Source organism: Saccharospirillum impatiens DSM 12546 (assembly GCF_000423605.1).
In the GTDB taxonomy this organism is placed as follows: domain Bacteria; phylum Pseudomonadota; class Gammaproteobacteria; order Pseudomonadales; family Natronospirillaceae; genus Saccharospirillum; species Saccharospirillum impatiens.
This window is the reverse complement of the sequence record NZ_AUIH01000026.1, coordinates 55,523-73,419: the sequence shown is the minus strand read 5'-3', so window position 1 is coordinate 73,419 and position 17,897 is coordinate 55,523. Positions and strand designations below refer to the sequence as shown.

11 protein-coding genes are annotated in these 17,897 nt (G+C 54.1%); 6 read left to right on the top strand and 5 right to left on the bottom strand.

All coding sequences use genetic code 11. From position 1 onward, the window contains the following. The coding region (locus G565_RS0113745; RefSeq protein ID WP_028671436.1) for a transposase at positions 1-268 on the bottom strand (268 nt) is incomplete at its 3' end. A gap of 435 nt (positions 269-703) precedes the next feature. Here G565_RS0113745 and G565_RS27620 point away from each other — a divergent pair. From G565_RS27620 to fliD, 3 genes are all read left to right on the top strand, one after another. Continuing rightward, complete coding sequence (locus G565_RS27620; RefSeq protein WP_028671435.1) at positions 704-3,520, top strand: flagellin N-terminal helical domain-containing protein; 2,817 nt, start codon at positions 704-706, stop codon at positions 3,518-3,520. A 99-nt stretch (positions 3,521-3,619) separates the two neighbouring features. After that, positions 3,620-4,063: a flagellar protein FlaG gene (locus G565_RS0113735; protein WP_051207900.1), complete on the top strand. Its 444-nt coding sequence runs from the start codon at positions 3,620-3,622 to the stop codon at positions 4,061-4,063. A gap of 208 nt (positions 4,064-4,271) precedes the next feature. After that, positions 4,272-8,174, top strand: coding sequence for a flagellar filament capping protein FliD (gene fliD / locus G565_RS0113730; protein ID WP_028671433.1), 3,903 nt, complete (start codon positions 4,272-4,274; stop codon positions 8,172-8,174). A gap of 177 nt (positions 8,175-8,351) precedes the next feature. Here fliD and acnB read toward each other — a convergent pair whose 3' ends face one another. Together acnB and G565_RS0113720 are read right to left on the bottom strand one after the other, a co-directional pair. Further along, positions 8,352-10,943, bottom strand: a complete 2,592-nt coding sequence (gene acnB, locus G565_RS0113725; protein ID WP_028671432.1) for a bifunctional aconitate hydratase 2/2-methylisocitrate dehydratase — start codon at positions 10,941-10,943, stop codon at positions 8,352-8,354. Positions 10,944-11,185: 242 nt separating this feature from the next. Beyond that, complete coding sequence (locus tag G565_RS0113720) at positions 11,186-13,132, bottom strand: ribonuclease R family protein (RefSeq protein ID WP_028671431.1); 1,947 nt, start codon at positions 13,130-13,132, stop codon at positions 11,186-11,188. Between the two features lie 101 nt (positions 13,133-13,233). On the opposite strand from G565_RS0113720, the gene G565_RS0113715 reads away from it, so the two are divergent. Beyond that, positions 13,234-13,428 (top strand): hypothetical protein, encoded by a 195-nt coding sequence (locus G565_RS0113715; RefSeq protein WP_028671430.1) that lies wholly within the window; start codon positions 13,234-13,236, stop codon positions 13,426-13,428. 149 nt (positions 13,429-13,577) lie between these two features. On the opposite strand, the gene G565_RS0113710 is transcribed toward G565_RS0113715, so the two are convergent. Together G565_RS0113710 and G565_RS0113705 are read right to left on the bottom strand one after the other, a co-directional pair. Continuing rightward, positions 13,578-14,537 (bottom strand): tetratricopeptide repeat protein, encoded by a 960-nt coding sequence (locus G565_RS0113710; RefSeq protein WP_169579654.1) that lies wholly within the window; start codon positions 14,535-14,537, stop codon positions 13,578-13,580. A gap of 71 nt (positions 14,538-14,608) precedes the next feature. Further along, the gene (locus G565_RS0113705; RefSeq protein WP_028671428.1) at positions 14,609-16,030 is read right to left on the bottom strand and encodes an adenylate/guanylate cyclase domain-containing protein; all 1,422 of its coding nucleotides are present in this window, start codon (positions 16,028-16,030) and stop codon (positions 14,609-14,611) included. A gap of 340 nt (positions 16,031-16,370) precedes the next feature. On the opposite strand from G565_RS0113705, the gene G565_RS0113700 reads away from it, so the two are divergent. Both G565_RS0113700 and G565_RS0113695 read left to right on the top strand, forming a co-directional pair. Further along, complete coding sequence (locus tag G565_RS0113700; protein ID WP_028671427.1) at positions 16,371-16,655, top strand: hypothetical protein; 285 nt, start codon at positions 16,371-16,373, stop codon at positions 16,653-16,655. Between the two features lie 126 nt (positions 16,656-16,781). Beyond that, the gene (locus G565_RS0113695) at positions 16,782-17,888 is read left to right on the top strand and encodes a mechanosensitive ion channel family protein (protein WP_028671426.1); all 1,107 of its coding nucleotides are present in this window, start codon (positions 16,782-16,784) and stop codon (positions 17,886-17,888) included. Positions 17,889-17,897 lie beyond the last annotated feature (9 nt).

Here is a 17,897-nt window from a genome sequence, read left to right as displayed (position 1 = left end):
GCTCGAAGCTACCACCCCGATCGCGAGGCGTATCCAGCTCAAACTGGCCAGCCTCGGTCTGGAGGGTTTTACTGGAATGGCCGTTGCGGCTGTTGCCCGTGTCGGATTGCTCATGCCTGGCAAAGCCCAGATGATCATCCAGCTCAGCATTCAGGGCCGTCTCGACCGTTATCTTGGTCAGCATCTGCCTGAACTCGTTGAGGTCATCCTCTGTCTTGATATTCTTGGCTGCCGCCTGAGCGATTGCCTGTAGCTCTTTCTTGTTCATAGTCTGCCCATCCTCACCCAACCATTGGGTTAATAATAGGCAGTTACACAGATTTAGTTACAGTCTCTCATTACCCTGAAAAAGGGTCCCGGAAACCAAAACCAACCACAGCCCTAACCCGCAATGCGCCCCAAAGCCCAGCATTACCCACTCTTTAGCGTCTTTTAGTGTTCAGCGTCACTATATGTCTTGCGTCCCTTAATGTACTGCGTCAGGCACTGTCCCGTGTCTTAAGCTGTCCTACGTCCCTCAATGTCCAACGTCTTCCTATGTCCCACGTCCCTTTTTGTCCCGCGTGGTTCCTAAAATCTTCGCCTTTATTCCAAAATACTATAAAAGCTTTCTCACCTCCCGCCGTTAACACCATTGTAAACAAACGAACATCGTTGACGGATCACGCCAATCGGCGACCGGAACAACGCAGGAGATGAGATCATGGCTCAGATTATTAATACCAACATTGCGTCGCTGAATGCCCAACGCAACTTGAACAACTCCCAGAGTGCCAACAGTACGGCTCTTGAGCGTTTGTCTTCCGGTCTTCGGATTAACAGCGCGAAAGACGATGCGGCCGGCCTTGCGATTTCCACCAAGTTCGAATCCCAAACCCGGGGTTTGAACCAGGCCATCCGTAACGCGGGCGACGGCATCTCATTGGCCCAGACCGCTGAAGGCGCCCTGGGGTCAATGACTGACAACTTGCAGCGGGTTCGTGAGCTGGCTGTTCAGTCTGCCAACGCTACCAACTCAGATGAAGACCGCGTGGCGTTGCAGCAAGAAGTCAGTGCGCTGGTTGCTGAAATTACTCGTACCGCTGATGAAACCAACTTCAACGGTCGTAACCTGTTTGATGGTGACTTCAACGGTACTTTCCAGATTGGTGCGAATGCCGGTCAGACAGTTGACGTTTCGATTGGCGAATTGACTGCCGGTCGACTGGGTTCTTCGGATCAGGTGGGTGTAAGTGCTATTGGTACCGACGAAGCTATCGGTAACGGTGACTTGATCATTAATGGCGTTGCCATCAATGCTTCTAAAGCTGAAGATGACACTGCATCGACCGACAACAGTGCTGCATCAGCCATTGCCAAGGTTGAATCGATCAACCGTCAGTCTGACGAAACAGGCGTTACAGCATTTGTAAATGAAAATACGGCCGCCGGCAGTGAGATGACAGGTGCCAACCTCAATGGCAGCATTACATTGAATGGCGTTACAATCGACATTGCGACCTCTACTGACACGGATTCGAGCCGAGCATCTGTAACCCAGGCAATCAATGCTTATACCGAGCAAACCGGTGTAATGGCAGTTGATACCGGTAGCAATTCTAATGGTGTGCAATTGGTAGCTGAAGATGGACGTAATATTCAAATTGCGTTCGATACCGTTACTGCTGGAGCTACTGGTTTGGCCGCTGCCGATACGTATGAAGGCGGGTTTACATTGGTAGCCAATGGCGAGACGAAGGAAATCGTAGTTGAAGGCGGTAATGGAACTGGTAATGGAGATTTGTCTAACTCGGGCTTGAGCGCTGGTACATTCTCCAGAGCTGTGGCGGCTTCTGTGAGCGAGTCGCTGGCTGAATCGCAGGCAGCCACAACCATCGGTGGAGGTACTTTTGCAAACACCATCGATGCCACAGCTACTACAGTAACTACCAACGAAACATCTGTTTCGGTCAATGTTGGTGGTACGGTTACCGATTCTGTACTGGCGACGGGTAGTAACGTTGCAGACCTGGCTGCTGCTGTCGACGGGGTTGCCGGGGTGACCGCTTGGGAAGAAGTTGCACTCTCACTGACCGCATCGACTCTGGTTACCGGTGATACTCTGACGTTAACAACCGGCTCTGGCGCATCCGTTGTGACTGCATCAGAAGATACAGACCTGCAGACATTGGCAGATGATATTAATGGAACTGATTTCTCGGCCTCTGAAATAGATGTAGTTGCCGAGTTCGATGGCACCAATATCAGCCTGACCATCCGAAACTACAGCGGAAGTGAGGTCGCATTTGCAGCCAGTGCGAACGATGTGACGTCGGGCGCCGGTGCTCTTGACGGAAACGTTGCGATTGGTGAGTTGGCCTTTACATCGACAGATGGTGAAGACATTGAAGTAAACCTGGCTGACCCGGTAACGGGTGGTGAGCTATTCGCAGGCAATAACGCCTCAGCGGAATACACCGGAGTGGACGGCCTGGACAATGGTGATCTTGTTATCAACGGGGTGACCATTGGTGCAGCGAAGACCATTGCGGACACAGCGAGCTCCACAAAAGCGTCTGATGGTACTAACATTCTGTCTAGCAGCAAGGAGCGTTCTGCACTTTCGATCGCTGCCTCCATCAATGATGTTTCTGGTGAAACAGGAGTCACGGCAATTGTTGAATCTACAACAGTCGTCGGCGGTGATGGCACCAATGTTGGAGACTTGGATGGAACTGGTGATTTTGAAGTCGGTGACGAAGGTGGTATTTACATAAACGGCGTAAATATTGGTGCAGTGACGTTGCAGGCGGATGGGAATGGTGACATCGATACAGATAGAGCACGGGCAGATGCGTTGAACCTGATTAATCAAAATTCAGGTAAAACCGGTGTGTCTGCGATCGACAACGGTGAATCGTTAACGCTAACTGCAGCAGATGGTCGTAACGTGTCTGTCGCGATTGATGACAAAGCCGGATCTGATGCATCGATAGGTGCGATGTTTGGTCTTGACGCGGCTGAAGACGGCATTGGTGAGTCAACTTTCGGTGAGGAGGCAGGTAGCACCGCTGTAGGCGCAGAAGGTTTAGCCTACGAAACAACTTACGGCACCATCCGACTGGAAAGTGCAGGGACCTTTACCGTTGCTGGTGGCTCAAACGGAAACGATGAAGTTGAAGCTCTGGGGTTGCGTACCGGAACCTTTGGTGGCGGCGAAGACGGTCAGTTCTTGAAAGACGTGGATATCTCAACGTTCGAAGGCGCACAGTCAGCGATTACCGCGATTGATAATGCTCTGCAAACCGTGGCTAGCCAGCGTGCCGAACTGGGTGCTCTGCAGAACCGCTTCGAGTCAACGGTCAGCAATCTGGCGATTACTGCCGAGAACCTGACGGCGGCCAACTCTCGAATCCGGGATGCGGACTTCGCAGCTGAGACTGCTGAACTGTCTCGTACCCAGGTACTGCAGCAGGCGGGTATCTCGATTCTGGCCCAGGCCAATCAGCGGCCGCAGCAGGTACTGTCACTACTGGGTTAATCCGGTAACTCGTCCGGCTATAAGCCCTGACTTCTTTAGACAAGTAAGCAGGGCTTAACTGGACTCTTGGATTAATGCAGTGTGACCGGAGGTTTAAAGATGAGTGATTTTAGTGGCTATAGCTATAGTACAGCGGCCCTGAATGCTCGGCCTTCCACACCTGAAAGCCGCTCGGTAGCGGTGAGGTCGCCGGAAGGCGGCAACACTTTGCCGGCAGAGGTTGGAAAACAGGCTGATGTGAGTTCATCCGCATCAGCCAACCTCTACACCAACGCACAGAAAGAAGAAGTAGGGCGCTTGCCCGCTGATACTTCAAGCGCGGAGGAGTTAGAGCAGGCCGTGGCTAAACTGAACGATTACGTTCAGAACACGGAGCGAAAGCTGAACTTCCAGTTGGATGAAGATGCAGGAATGACCATCATTCGGGTGTTCGATAAGGCAACCGATGAGTTGATCCGGCAAATTCCCAACGAAGAAGCCGTATCGTTGGCCCAGAAATTGAATCAGGAAGAACCGTTACTGTTGTTTTCAGCGCAGGTTTGAGGAGAAAGCTGTTAGCTGAGAGCGGTTAGTTTTGAGTTAAGGATTTTTAGCTCTTGGCTCCAAACTCGTAGCTCGCGGCTACAAACTCGCCGCTGTTAACTACAGAAACTTACAAACAGGGTATCAAGGTTGGCTGAACCAAGCCGATACCTTGAGTATCCTGTTTTTCTGTTTGCAGGTTCTGAACGTTTGATTGAGTGGGCGAATCATGGCGAGTATTGAATCTTTAGGTATCGGATCGGGCTTGTTGACCAGCGAACTGGTCGAGAGCATCATCGAGGCGGAGCGCGCGCCTACCGAGTTGCGCCTGGATCGTCGCGAAGCCGAGGTCGAGGCCAAGATTACCGCCTACGGCGAAGTCCGCAGTGCTCTCGATAAAGTCCAGAGTGCCGCTACCGGGCTTGCCAGTGACAACCTCATTCGGGGCACCACTGCGACCAGCAGCGATGAATCAGCCCTTACCGCCACCACTAATTCAACGGCCGAGCCTGGTAACTACCGTGTTGCGGTGGATCAGGTCGCCAGCGCCCATACGCTGGCCAGCAAAGCCTACACTTCGGTCAGCGATACTGTAGGTACAGGCACTTTGACGTTCAACTTTGGCACAACCACTTACGATGAAACTACCGGTGACTACACAGGGTTCGATAAGAGCGCTGATCTGGCGTCGTTCAGCCTAGATATCACCTCGGAGAACAATACCCTTTCTGGCTTGCGCGACACCATCAATAAAAACGTTGAAGGCGTGACAGCAAGCCTGGTGTTCGATGGATCCGGTTACCGATTGTTGATGTCTAGTGACAAGACCGGTGAAAAGTCCAGTTTGGAGATTGTCGCAACGGGTGATGCCGGTATTCAGTCACTGGCTTATAACTCGGCTCAGAACGATCCGAACACCAATTTGCGTGAGACACAGCGTGGAGAGGATGCACAGCTTAGAGTTAACGGTCTGGAAATCACTTCAGCCAGTAATCAGGTTAGTGAAGTGATTCGGGGTGTGACTATCAATGTAAACCAGGAAACGACCGGTAGCATTAACTTGAACGTCAACCGTAATACCGGCGATGTAGCGGATAAAATGGAGGCCTTTGTTGAGGCTTTTAACGAGTTCAAGTTTGTTTACGATGAAGTGAACAAATTCGACCCCGATACCAACCAGGGCGGGTTATTGCTGGGTGACTCCACGTTGCGCAGCACCTACAGCCAACTGCGCAGCGGTTTGAACACCATTGTAGAGAACCTGACCGGTGCTAACTTCCGCAGCCTCGCGGATGTGGGCTTGGAGACGGATCAAACCCAAAATTTCCAGTTTCAATTTAACCGTACCAAGTTTGAAGCTGCATTGAACGCCAATGCGGATGCAATGGCAGGACTTCTGGCGCGTCAGCAAACCGCGACCGATAGCCAGATTCGTTATGTAACCCAGAGCGGTGATACTAAGCCTGGCGAATACGAAATCTTTATTGAAAAAGCAGCGACACAGGCGAAATGGCAAGGCCTGAGTTCAGACGCGCTGGGCTTTGGTAGTGCTGTAGTGATCGGCGGCAGCAACGATGAGTTTACCTTGCAACTGAATGGCACTCAGCGGAAGGTCTCGCTTGAGCAGGGCAGCTACAGTAATGGTGATGATCTATCTCTGATGCTGCAATCGGCCATCAACACCGCCTTCGTCGATTCCGGTCAGACTGCGACGGTAAGTTTTGATGCAGCAAGTCAAGGCCTGTCTATCACCTCGTCGCGCTTTGGCTCGGCCTCGACGGTTAATGTGACGTCGGTCGATCCGACTCTGGCGTCTACTCTGGGGCTGGCGCCAGCAGGTACGGGTCAGGTGACTGGACAGAATTACAGCGGTCTTAGTGATGCGGCTTTTGCGGCAGCTACTTCTCCGGGCACTCAGGCGATCCAAGCGGACCAGGGTATGGATTTCAGTGCGAATTCTGTCAGTTTCGATCTGTCAGTAACCGGTACTGGTGCGCCTTCTCCAGTCACTATAACCCTCGATGAAGCCTGGAGCGACGTGCTGAATACCAGCGGCGAGGTTGTTACCGGGCGCGACCGTGATGACGTATTGGCTTACATTCAGTCTGAGCTGAACAATGCGGGTTTGACCGGTTATGTGCGTGCAGAGTTTAGCAGCGCTGATCGTCTGGTTTTCCGTACCAATCCGGAAGTGGGCGCCCAATCCATTGCAATCAGCAACATTAGCGCGGCTGGTACTGACCCACTTGGGTTGCAAGCAGGGTTAAATAGCAGCGGTGTTACGTTGGCCGATCCGGCTGAATTTTCTCTCAGTTATTCGAATCGACAGACTTCTGTTACCAGTGCTGACATAACTGTGCCAGCCGGTACCTATGAAACTGGTGAAGCCCTGGCACAGGCGATTCAGGATCAGATAAACGCAGATGCCAATGTTGTCGCGGGCGCTGTCGGCGCAGAGACGACAAAAGGAAGTCGCGTTTTGGCTGCCAATGTCGATTTTGGCAGTGATCCTTCGCAGATTCAATTTAACCTCAATGGTAGCGACTTCACCCTAAACGTTAATTCGGAGACTGAAGGGAGCACTCTGGGAAACATTCAAAGTGCTATCGACGGTGCTCTGGGCAGTGGAGTCGTAACAGCATCGCTGGATGGCAATGGGCTGGTACTAACCACTAACGCGCCTGGGTCAGGTCAGAGCCTGTCTGTCACCAAAGACGGCATGGGTGCTACAACCGCTGCGGGTAACGTGGATTTGTCGACCGGTGTGGACTTCAGTGCCAGCCCGGCCAGTTTCCGCCTCGCGGTCGATGGTGTTGATGTAGATGTTTCGGTCGATGGCGATGGGACGGCAGGGACTAACGACAGTGAGTCGAACCTGGCGGTTATACAGCAAGCGCTCGATACCGGTTTGTCACAGGCCGGCGGCGGTGGGGAGTTTCAGGCCGGTGACGTAAAAGCCCGGCTGGACGACAGCGGCCAGCTTTATTTCGAAACTTTGTCCAAGAACGGGGAGCCGACGCTGGCTACTTATGGTGCCAGCGCTATGATCGAGCTGTCGCAAACAGCCGGAGCTGCATCGCTTGGGCTGGCCGATCAGGGCCCTTTAATCAATGGTGCCGATGGCTTTGGGCTGGCCTTGGGTAATTACCAGGGTTTTGATAGCCAGGCCAATGTCAGTTATGAGCAGAATGATGATGGTAACGGACGGTTTGTCGTCAGCTTCGGCAATGACACAGAGGTACAGTTTAATACCGTCGATATAACGTCCGCTGCACAGCTCGGTTTTTCACTGAATGACGGTACCGAATCTGAACCGGCTCGTGGGCAGGATGTTAAAGGCACTATTAATGGTGTTGAAGCCACTGGCCGTGGTCAATTACTGACTGCTCGTGAAGGCAATGAGGGCGCAACCAACGGGTACCTTTTGGGTGGGACTGGCGCTGATTTTTCCAGCCCTGTGTCGATTGATAACAGCAATAACAGTCTCAAAGTGGTCATTGATGGTCAGGAGTCTGGAGCCATTACTCTGAACAATGGCGTCTACACGACCGGTAATTCATTGGCGGCTGAGTTGAAGCGGGCAATCAATGCCGATGTGACTTTGGCGGGGAGTAACAAGGCGGTCGATGTGCAGTACGACCCGGCAACCTCTACCTTTGGTATTTTTTCGGTTAGTAAGGGCGCTGATTCCAGCGTTCGAGTGTCTGAAATAGATGCCGGTGCGATTGATGCGTTTGGGTTTACCACATCGACACAAGGTGTAGAGGGTAAAGATGCCGTTGGTACTAAAGACCCAGCCGCTGGCCTGGTGCTCAGAGTCGAAGGCTCAGCAACGGGAGACCGGGGCAGTGTGTCGCTGATCGAAGGTATCTTTGCCCGGTTAGAGAAAACAATGAATAACTTTCTGGACAGCACTGGTTTGATTACGGGGCGCGAGAAAGCGCTTGAGCGTGATATGGAAGGCATCACTGAAGACCGGGAGCGTCTGGATGCCCGTTTGGAAGCTCAGGAAAAACGACTAAAAGCCAAGTTTCTGTTTAATGATCAGATTGTGAGCCAGTTGAAAACGACGGAAGATTTTTTGAGTCAGCAGTTTGAAATTTTGGCGGCAGGACTTACCGGTAAGTCGTAGGGTCTTTGGTAAACTAAAAGTCAACAACATAGAACTAACGGCTTTGCCGTCCCCCTCTCTCTAGCTCTCTCTCCCAGTGGTGGAGAGAGGACTGTAAGGCCAGTGCCGGAACTAGATACCAACATCTTTTCCATAAAAAAACCCGCCGTAGCGAGTTTTTTGGTTTCAGCCGGCTGATTAAGCCGCTGAAGTAGCAATCACTGAATCAGCCGCCTTGATAAAATCTTCCATCTTGTCGAAGTTCAGGTAGCGGTAGATATCCGCTGACATGCTGTCGATCTTGTTGGCGATTTCAAGGTACTCAGTAGCCGTAGGCAGCTTGCCACTCAATGCGGCAATGGCCGCCAGCTCAGCTGATGCCAGGTAGACGTTGGCGCCGTCGCCCAGGCGGTTCGGGAAGTTCCGCGTGGAGGTGGATACCACGGTCGACTTGGCCGCTACCCGTGCCTGGTTACCCATGCACAGTGAACAACCCGGCATTTCGGTGCGGGCACCGGCACGGCCGAAGATGTTGTAGTAGCCTTCTTCCATCAACTGCGCCTGGTCCATTTTCGTCGGCGGGGAGACCCACAGGCGAGTGGCGATTGGGGCGTTGTGGGCGTCGAGTAGTTTACCGGCGGCGCGGAAATGACCGATGTTGGTCATGCACGAGCCGATAAAGACTTCGTCGATTTTCTCGCCAGCTACGTCAGACAGTGTGCGTGCATCGTCCGGGTCGTTCGGCGCACACAGGATTGGCTCCTTGATCTCGTCCATGTCGATTTCGATGACGGTGTGGTACTCGGCATCTTTGTCGGCACGCATCAGATTTGGGCTGGCCAGCCATTCTTCCATCGCCTTGGCACGACGCTCCAGGGTGCGAGCATCGCCGTAACCGTTGGAGATCATCCAGCGCAGCATGACGACGTTGGAGCGCAGGTATTCGGCGACTGAATCTTCACCCAGTGTGATGGTGCAACCGGCAGCAGAACGCTCGGCAGAGGCATCAGACAGCTCGAAAGCCTGTTCGACGGTCAGTTCTTCCAGACCTTCGATTTCCAGAATCCGACCGGAGAAGACGTTTTTCTTGCCTTTCTTCTCGACAGTCAGGTGGCCTTCTTTGATGGCCGCGTAAGGAATCGCATGCACCAGGTCACGCAGGGTGATGCCAGGCTGACGTTTGCCCTTGAATTTCACCAGTACCGATTCCGGCATGTCCAGCGGCATAACGCCTGTGGCTGCGGCGAAGGCAACCAGACCGGAACCGGCCGGGAAGGAGATGCCCATCGGGAAACGGGTGTGTGAGTCGCCACCGGTACCAACAGTGTCAGGCAGCAGCATGCGGTTCAGCCAGGAGTGAATGATGCCATCGCCCGGGCGCAGGGAAACACCGCCACGGTTCTTGATGAAGTCGGGCAGGGTGTGTTGGGTTTCAATGTCGATTGGCTTTGGATACGCGGCTGTGTGGCAGAACGACTGCATCACCAGGTCTGTCGAGAACCCCAGGCAGGCCAGGTCTTTCAACTCGTCGCGGGTCATCGGGCCGGTAGTGTCCTGTGAGCCGACGGTGGTCATCTTCGGTTCGCAATACTGATTCGGGCGAACGCCTTTCAGACCACAGGCTTTACCGACCATTTTTTGCGCCAGTGTATAGCCGGCTTTGCTGTCGGCTACTGCACCAGGGCGACGGAAAACGGTGCTGGGTTCCAGACCCATGGCTTCGCGGGCACGGTCGGTCAGACCACGGCCGATGATCAGCGGAATACGGCCACCGGCGCGCACTTCGTCGAGCAGCACCTGGGTATTCAATTCAAACTCTGAGATCACCTGGCCATCGCGCTCAACTTTACCGGCGAAGGGGTAAACGTCGATCACGTCGCCCATATTCAGTTCGTTGACGTCAACTTCGATGGGCAGGGCGCCTGAGTCTTCCATGGTGTTGAAGAAGATCGGGGCGATTTTGTTGCCCAGCACAAAGCCGCCAGTGCGCTTGTTGGGCACGAACGGCATGTCTTCGCCGGTGTGCCACAGTACCGAGTTGGTGGCAGATTTACGTGACGAGCCGGTACCCACAACGTCGCCGACCAGGGCGATTGAGTGGCCTTTTTCCTTCAGCGTTTCGATTTGCTGAATCGGGCCGATCTCGCCTTCTTTGTCGGGCGTCAGGCCATCACGGCTTAGTTTGTACATGGCCAGCGCGTGCAGCGGGATATCCGGGCGTGACCAGGCATCCTGAGCCGGAGACAGGTCATCGGTGTTGGTTTCACCGGTAACTTTAAACACAGTCAGTGTCAGCTTTTCAGGGACATCAGGCTTGTTCAGGAACCATTCGGCCTCGGCCCAGGATTCCATGACGCTCTTGGCAGCGGTATTGCCAGCTTTAGCCAGTTCGTCGACATCATGGAAGGCATCGAACACCAACAGGGTGTGCTTCAGTTCTTCAGCGGCTGCATCAGCCAGTTTGGCGTCGGTCAGCAAGCCAGCCAGGGTTTCGATGTTGTAACCACCCTGCATGGTGCCGAGCAGTTGCACCGCCTCGGCTGCATCGATCAGCGGGCACTCGGCTTCGCTTTTGGCAACGGCTGAGAGGTAGGCTGCTTTTACATAGGCTGCTTCGTCTACGCCAGGTGGTACCCGGTTGACGATCAGGTCTTTGATAAACGCTTCTTCACCGGCGGGCGGATTTTTCAGCAGCTCCACCAGAGCGGTTACCTGGTCTGCGTTCAGTGGCTTGGCAGGAATGCCAAGAGCGGCGCGCTCTTCGACATGTTTACGATAGGCTTCTAGCACGGTTAATTCTCCAACAGTGAAGGGGTTGTGGCGCGAGAGACACCGGCAGGGCGTTAGGTCCACCTGAAACACCGGGCGCCTGCGTCGACAACCAGGACTGGCTGAGCATAAGCGAGGCGCAGTTTAGTGAAAAATGGCCCAAAAGTTAAGTAATGGTACCTTATACCCTGTATTCATGGGGTGAATAGTAGGGCGAGTGCATTGGGCCAGGAATATTCAGCGATTCGGCGCATTCATACAGTCTACTCCGAGCCGCTGTGATCCGGCTGATTTTCTTCCACCAAGCTCAGTTCCAGCTTGTCACCTTCAATTTTGGCAATGGTTACTTGCAGCGGCTGGTTCAGTATAAAACTCTGGGCTTCCCCTTTCATCATCATACGCAGTGGGTCGTAGCTGAGTTTTTTCTTCTGGCCGCGAAGGTCAATGAAGCCGGCAGCACCGTTGTCGTCAAGCTGAGCGATGATGCCGCCTGAATTGATGTGTACGACAGTTGCTTGCCAGGTCTGCTCCGGTTGCTGATGCAGCCACTCCAGACGCAGGCGGTTTTCGACTTCGTTTGCGGCCTTGCGGCTGTTGCTGAGGCGTTCATTGAGGTCGTCTGCCAGTTCGGGCGGTATCGTGAACGACTTTCCTGCCAGTTTGGCGTGGATCAGGCGGTGCAGTACCAGGTCGGTATACTTGCGAATCGGGCTGGTGACGGTGGTGTAGTGATCGAAACCGAGACCAAAGTGGGGCGCTGCGGTGGTGGACCAAACGCCTCGTTCCAGTCGCTTCAACAGCACACTCAGTAATGGAAAGTCATCTATTGTTCGAGCCGCTCGCAAGATGGTTTTGAAGCCTTCCGGGTCGTGGCCGTCGGTTTCAGCAACGCCTTTGGCGAACTCGCGCAGTAAACCTTTGAGTTCTTCTTCACGGTCGGGCCTGAAACCTGCGTGGGTCATGAACAGGGCGCTGTCTTCGGCCAGCCAGGCGGCAGCAATGCGGTTTACCGCCAGCATGCTTTCCTCTACCAGGCTGTTAGCTGTGTTGCGCACCTCTTTGACCACACCGGTCACGTTTAACTGATCATCCACTTTCACGCGATAATCGGGCCGGTCCTGCATGATCAGCGCATTGTTTTTGCGCCAGTCGAATAAGGCCTGGCAACATTGCTTCAGTGTTTCCAGGTGCCAGTGGGCGGCTGGTATGGCGGTGTCTCCGTCGAGCCACTCGCTCACTTGCTCATAGCTAAGCTTGGCGGTGCTGCGAATTACGGAGGGGGTGATGGCCAGTTTGCTCAGGCTGCCGTCTGCGGCGACGCGAATGTGAAACACCAGGGCCAGTCGATCGGTATTGGGTACCAGTGAACACAGGTCATTGGCCAGGCGCTCGGGCAGCATGCTGATGGGCCGGCCGGGCAGGTAAGTGGTGGTCAGGCGTTGCCGTGCCTCCGTTTCCAGCGGTGAATCGGTATCGAACCAGGCCGCCGGATCGGCGATGGCGACACGCAGTAGCCAGCCGTCATCCGTCTCTTCAGCATAAATAGCGTCGTCCATGTCTTGAGTGGAGGCGTTATCGATGGTGACGAAAGGTATGTCGCGCAAGTCGGTTCTATCGACGCTGGCCGTGTCAACCCGGCTATGATCCAGCGCTTCTGCAGCGGCGAGTGCTTCACCGGAAAAGTCGCGGGGCAACTGGTGCTTTTCTACGGCGATGGCATGCCAGGTGCCAGGCTCTTTTTCGCTGCCAATAATGCCCATTACTTCGGCCTGCGCTTTGCCGGTTTCCCAGGGGTGTCGGGTTACTTTGGCTTTTACCCACTGGCCACTGTCGGCATCGGCCGTCTTTTTGGGGGGGACGAACAGCCATTTGGCGTGCCCGACGACTTCCGGTTCTACGCCCTGGGCCTTGCCGCGCACGACATAACGGCCCATAAATTCGGTCAGCGGAGAACTCACCAGCTTGGTCAAATCGGCGTTGACCTTGCCTTCGGGGGTCTCTTCAATGGTGAACTCGACTTCATCGCCCGGGAAGACTTTGGCCATGGCATCGGGCGGTAAGAAATACTCGGTGGCATCGGCGGCGATCACGAAGCCGAAGCTGCGACCGGTGCCTTTGATGGTGCCGCGCATAACAAGCGGTTCGGGCGTGGTGGACTTGATGTCACTTTTCAGAGACTGCAGCTGGGCGAGGGCTTTGGCATCGAGCATAAAGGTCCTGAATCGAGTTCGCATTTCGTTGTGGGCGCGCAGTATACCGGAAACGACTGACTTTTTGATAAGCTGGATGGGTAAAATTCGAGGAGCCCACTATGGCTGATGTTCGATCTCTTGATGCTGCCCGCAAGCAGGCGCGGAAGAAAAAGGCCAAAGCGACAACTCTGTGCAAGCATGGCCATCATCGCTGGGCGGTGGATAACCAGCCCCAGTTTGATGTGAAAGCCGGGAAGCTGGTGACCCGGTATCGGTGTAGCCGGTGTGGGGAGCTTCAGGTTAAGGCGAGGTGACTCGAGTTTGTTTATTTCTGACGTTTCGCAGATTGGTTAAGTTGGCTTCTCAAACATGCGGAGTAACCAGTAACGCATTCACACCCCCGGCCGTCGTGGAACGGTCCAGTGAGTCGGAAGTCGGTAAGCCATGAAGTGGGAAACTTGAGTCAATTCGACCATCGATCGAGATTGGTCAGAAAGGTTCTGGCCCGCTCGGCGTTCGCCTGCAGTTCAGTGTCATTGGGCGTCAGAGTCAGTGCTTCTTCCCATACGTCCAGTGCCTCACGCAGAAACCCCTGACTGTAGAGCAACTCGCCCCGTTCATTGAGCAGTGCTGATTCGCTGGCCAGGCGAGTGTCCAGCTGTTCGCGCAGGGGCTGCGCTTTTTCGCGGTCGATTTCCGTCATTTCTCTGAGTAGGCGCTGAGCACCGGCTAGGTCGTTCAGCGTCATGCTGAGCTTGAAGGCTTCTTCCAGTTGTGGCCACTGCTGTTCGGCGACGGCCGCTTCTTGGGTTCTGGCTTGCTGGCGTTCGGATTGCTGGGCTTGCTGAATGCCGCCCAGCAATTCCTGGCTCAGTTCGTTGGGCGATAACCGGTTAGACAGCGTTAATGCCTGAACAGCGCTGAAGGAATCGTTTTCATACAAGGCCTGTCTACCGACGGCATAAAGATGCCGGGAAGCGGTCTGCAAGTCCTGTTGAAAGGTGCGATAGCGTTGTTGGGCGAAAAAATTATTGGGCGTTGCTTTTAGCAGGTCTTCCTCGCTGGCACGGATGGCCAGCAGATACCGGGCTCGGGCCAGCAGAATGGTGTTTTCGCTTCGATCAATGCTGCTCAGGCGACGTTGTTCATACTCGCGGCGCTGTGACTGCAGTTCCGGCGCATCCGGCAAGTTGGCGAGGGCGGTATCCAGGACCGCTATTGCACCCGCCCAGTCGGCCTCGGCTTCAAGGCTAACGGCTGCATCCAATTGACCGTCGATATAAGCGGTTCGTCGTTGTTCAATAATGCCGGTGCGCTGACGCAGTTCAGCGTATGACTCGTGCTCTGGATTCATGGCGTTTATGGTAGCCAGTGCCTTGTCGTACTGGTGGTTTTCAACCCAGGTATCTACCTGATCATTCACGTTGGTCTGTTGTGCGTAAAATTGGGCACAACCACTTAGCGAGAGAATGGATATCAAGACAAGCAGGCGCATCATAGCTGTGACTCTCTGGTTTCATAGTCAGAAGCCGCCTCTGGGCTGTCATTCTGATCGGTGCTCGCCTTCCCGGGGCTGGCCCAGGCATCGACGGTTAATACCTCGACTGTGCTCTGAAATCCCTTGATGTGGTGTGACTCATTGGCGTGAGTCCGCAGTTCGTGACGCTGGTTAAGCATGGTGTAAAAGTTCCCATCGGTCACTACCTGGCCGGATTCCGCCAGGTCACAGAGACGCGAAGCCAGGTTGGCTGGCTCGCCGATGACAGTGTATTGCATGCGTTCATGGGACCCGAGCAGGCCAGCGAGTACGGTACCGCCACTGACGCCCACTCGAATATCGAGGCAAGGTTGCCTGGCTTGCATGCGCTCCTGGTTCATCGCTGTGATTCGGTCGCGAATCTGCAGGGCGCATTCCATAGCGTGGTAGCGGTGCTCCGGGTCGGATTGTGGACACCCAAAAACCAGCATGGCGCAATCGCCTATGTATTTGTCGACGTTTCCATGAAATTCGTGACACTTATTGGCGAACTCCGTGAAATACAGGTTAAGCACTTCGGCGGTTTCTTCCGGGTGGCGGCCTTCACTGAAGGCGGTATACCCAACTAGATCGACAAAGAGTATGCTCGCATCAACGCGTTTGCCCTCACGCGCAAGCTCTACATTATCCTGAGCCATATACCGGGCTGCGACCGGGTCGCTGACGAAACGGGAAAACAGCTGTTCGACCCGTTGTTTCTGCTCAAGCTCGGCAGACATATGGTTGAACGACTGGGTCAGATCACTGAATTCTCCCTGGTGCCGACCGCGAATGCGAAATCCATAGTGACCGGATTCAATGGCGCGGGTGCCTTCGATCAGGTCGCGCACCGGTTTGGCCAGTGATTGTCCCAGGCGAATGGCAATGAGGGTGATCGATAGCACCAGGAGGCTGACAACGATTATCCCGGAGCGAATGATAGAGCGCTGGCCGGCAATCATCGCAGACCGGTCAAGCCCCACCCAGGCGGCCCCGCCGCTGACTCCTCTGAACACAACCGGTGAATAGAACCAGATGGTTTCCTCGCTGGCTTCGATCCGGCCCTGGCTGCGGAATGCCTGGTCCGCATTGACCGTTGGCAACGAAACACCCGCTTCGGCCAGGATCTCGCCATCCCGGTTTACAACGCTTGCGGCCACGACTGAGGGCTGGTCACTGAGGGAAAACACCAGACTGGCAAGGCTCAGTTCATCTTCGGTAAACACCAGTTCCACTGACGCGGCCGCGAGCTGCGACGACAGGCTGTTTCCCGTATCCACAAACTGCGTCTGCATCATCGAAAATTGCCGGTATACCAGGGTGTAGCCAAGAATAGTGGACGCCAGCAACACCAGCATGGTCATGATCAGGGCGAGCTTGTGTCCAAAGTGCCATTTCATCTGCGTTCCACAGGGTATCCCGGTTATTTTAGGGTGTTAGCGACAATGCGTTGTTGATCCGTAAGGTTATCATGTTCAGGGGCTCCAGTGCGCCTAAGATGCCCACTTGAACGCCGCATTTGTCTGTTCAGATGGCAATGGCACCGACCTGGTGCTCAGTCTGTATTAAACGCAGGCTTTACCGAGCGTTGTTAAGGGTATTTGTTAATGTGAGAAACCACAGTCAGCCGTGTCATTTGTCAGTCAATGGCCTCTGGTAATATCAGAACTGTGCGTCAGTTAACGTTAAAGATTGGCTGGAGGCCTGTAACGGCGGGCCTAAAGCCGTTAGAATAGACTGATGATTGAATCTTTCTCACTAGTCTCTTTCTTCCAGGCTTGCCAATGGGGCGTAGCCTTTCTGTTTGTACCATTGGTCTCCTGGTACGAGTGGTCCCGGTCGTCTGTTTTTTGTCGCTGGTGCGCCCTGCTCAGTGGCTATGCAGTGCAGTTAGGCTTGATTGTGCTGTTGGTAGACTCCGGTTTTGAGATGGCTACCGTTATCCTTTTTGGTTCCATGGCAGCCTATGCCTGGATCAAACTGATGACGGGTTGGCTGCCAACCGTGCGAAAAGCATCAGTATAAATTCCCAGGTTCGACCCAAAACTACACATTTTACCCGTAAGCCGTTACATTGCGATCCCTGTGGCTGGGTCGCTTGTCGGGTCGGTTTTGGTCAATTTTGTTGGTGAGGTGTGGCGTCGGATGGATATGGACACTCTGGTCAGTTGGGTGACCAGCGCATTAAACATTGGTAAAGAGCACACCTGGATCATTCAGGTGTTTGTTATTGTGTTACTGACCACGCTGGTCAGTTTTGCCATAAAGAAAGTATTCGACAAGCTTGAGAAGTCGGCAAAAAAGTCGAACACCTTCTGGGATGATTTGCTGATCGGTGCAGCCCGCAAGCCCGTGCGGCTGTTTATCTGGCTAAATGGTTTGTTGCTCGCGACCGATGTGGTTCGTCGGGTGTCAAACGAACCCATATTCGATTTCGTAGAGCCGGTACGTTCGGTTACTTTCGTGCTGGTGTTTGCCTGGTTTATGGTCAGCTTTATCCGCAAGGGCGAAGAAATGGTTCAGGATCCGAACCATGCCTCGAAGCCCATGGATGCAACCACAGCATCGGCGCTCGGCAAGTTGATGCGGCTGTCGGTGCTGATCACTTCAGCCCTGGTAGTACTCCAAAGCCTGGGATTCAGCGTGTCTGGCGTGCTGGCCTTTGGCGGTATCGGTGGTATTGCTGTGGGTTTTGCCGCCAAGGATTTGCTGGCCAACTTCTTTGGTGGCTTGATGATCTATCTGGATCAGCCGTTCCGGGTGGGGGACTGGGTGCGCTCACCGGATCAGGATATCGAAGGGACTGTCGAAAACATCGGCTGGCGCCTGACCCGTATTCGCACCTTCGACAAACGGCCTATCTATGTGCCCAACGCGACGTTTGCCAACATCACCGTCGAAAACCCGTCGCGCATGTTCAATCGCCGAATTAACGAAAACATTGGTGTGCGTTATTGCGATGCCGCAAAGGTGGCCGCGATTGTTGCTGATGTCGAGGCCATGTTGAAAGAGCACGAAGCGATTGATCACAATCAGCTGTTGATGGTGCATCTGAACAAATTTGCCGCATCATCGATCGAGTTCTTTATTTATACCTTTACCAAAACAGTAGTGTGGAAAGAGTTCCACGAGATAAAGCAGGATATCCTGCTGAAGATCATTGATATTGTTGAGGGTCACGGCGCCGAGTTTGCCTTCCCGACTCAGACCATTCATATGGCCTCGAGTGAAAGTGAGGCGGCCGAGCCGGATCAATAGTGTCTGAGG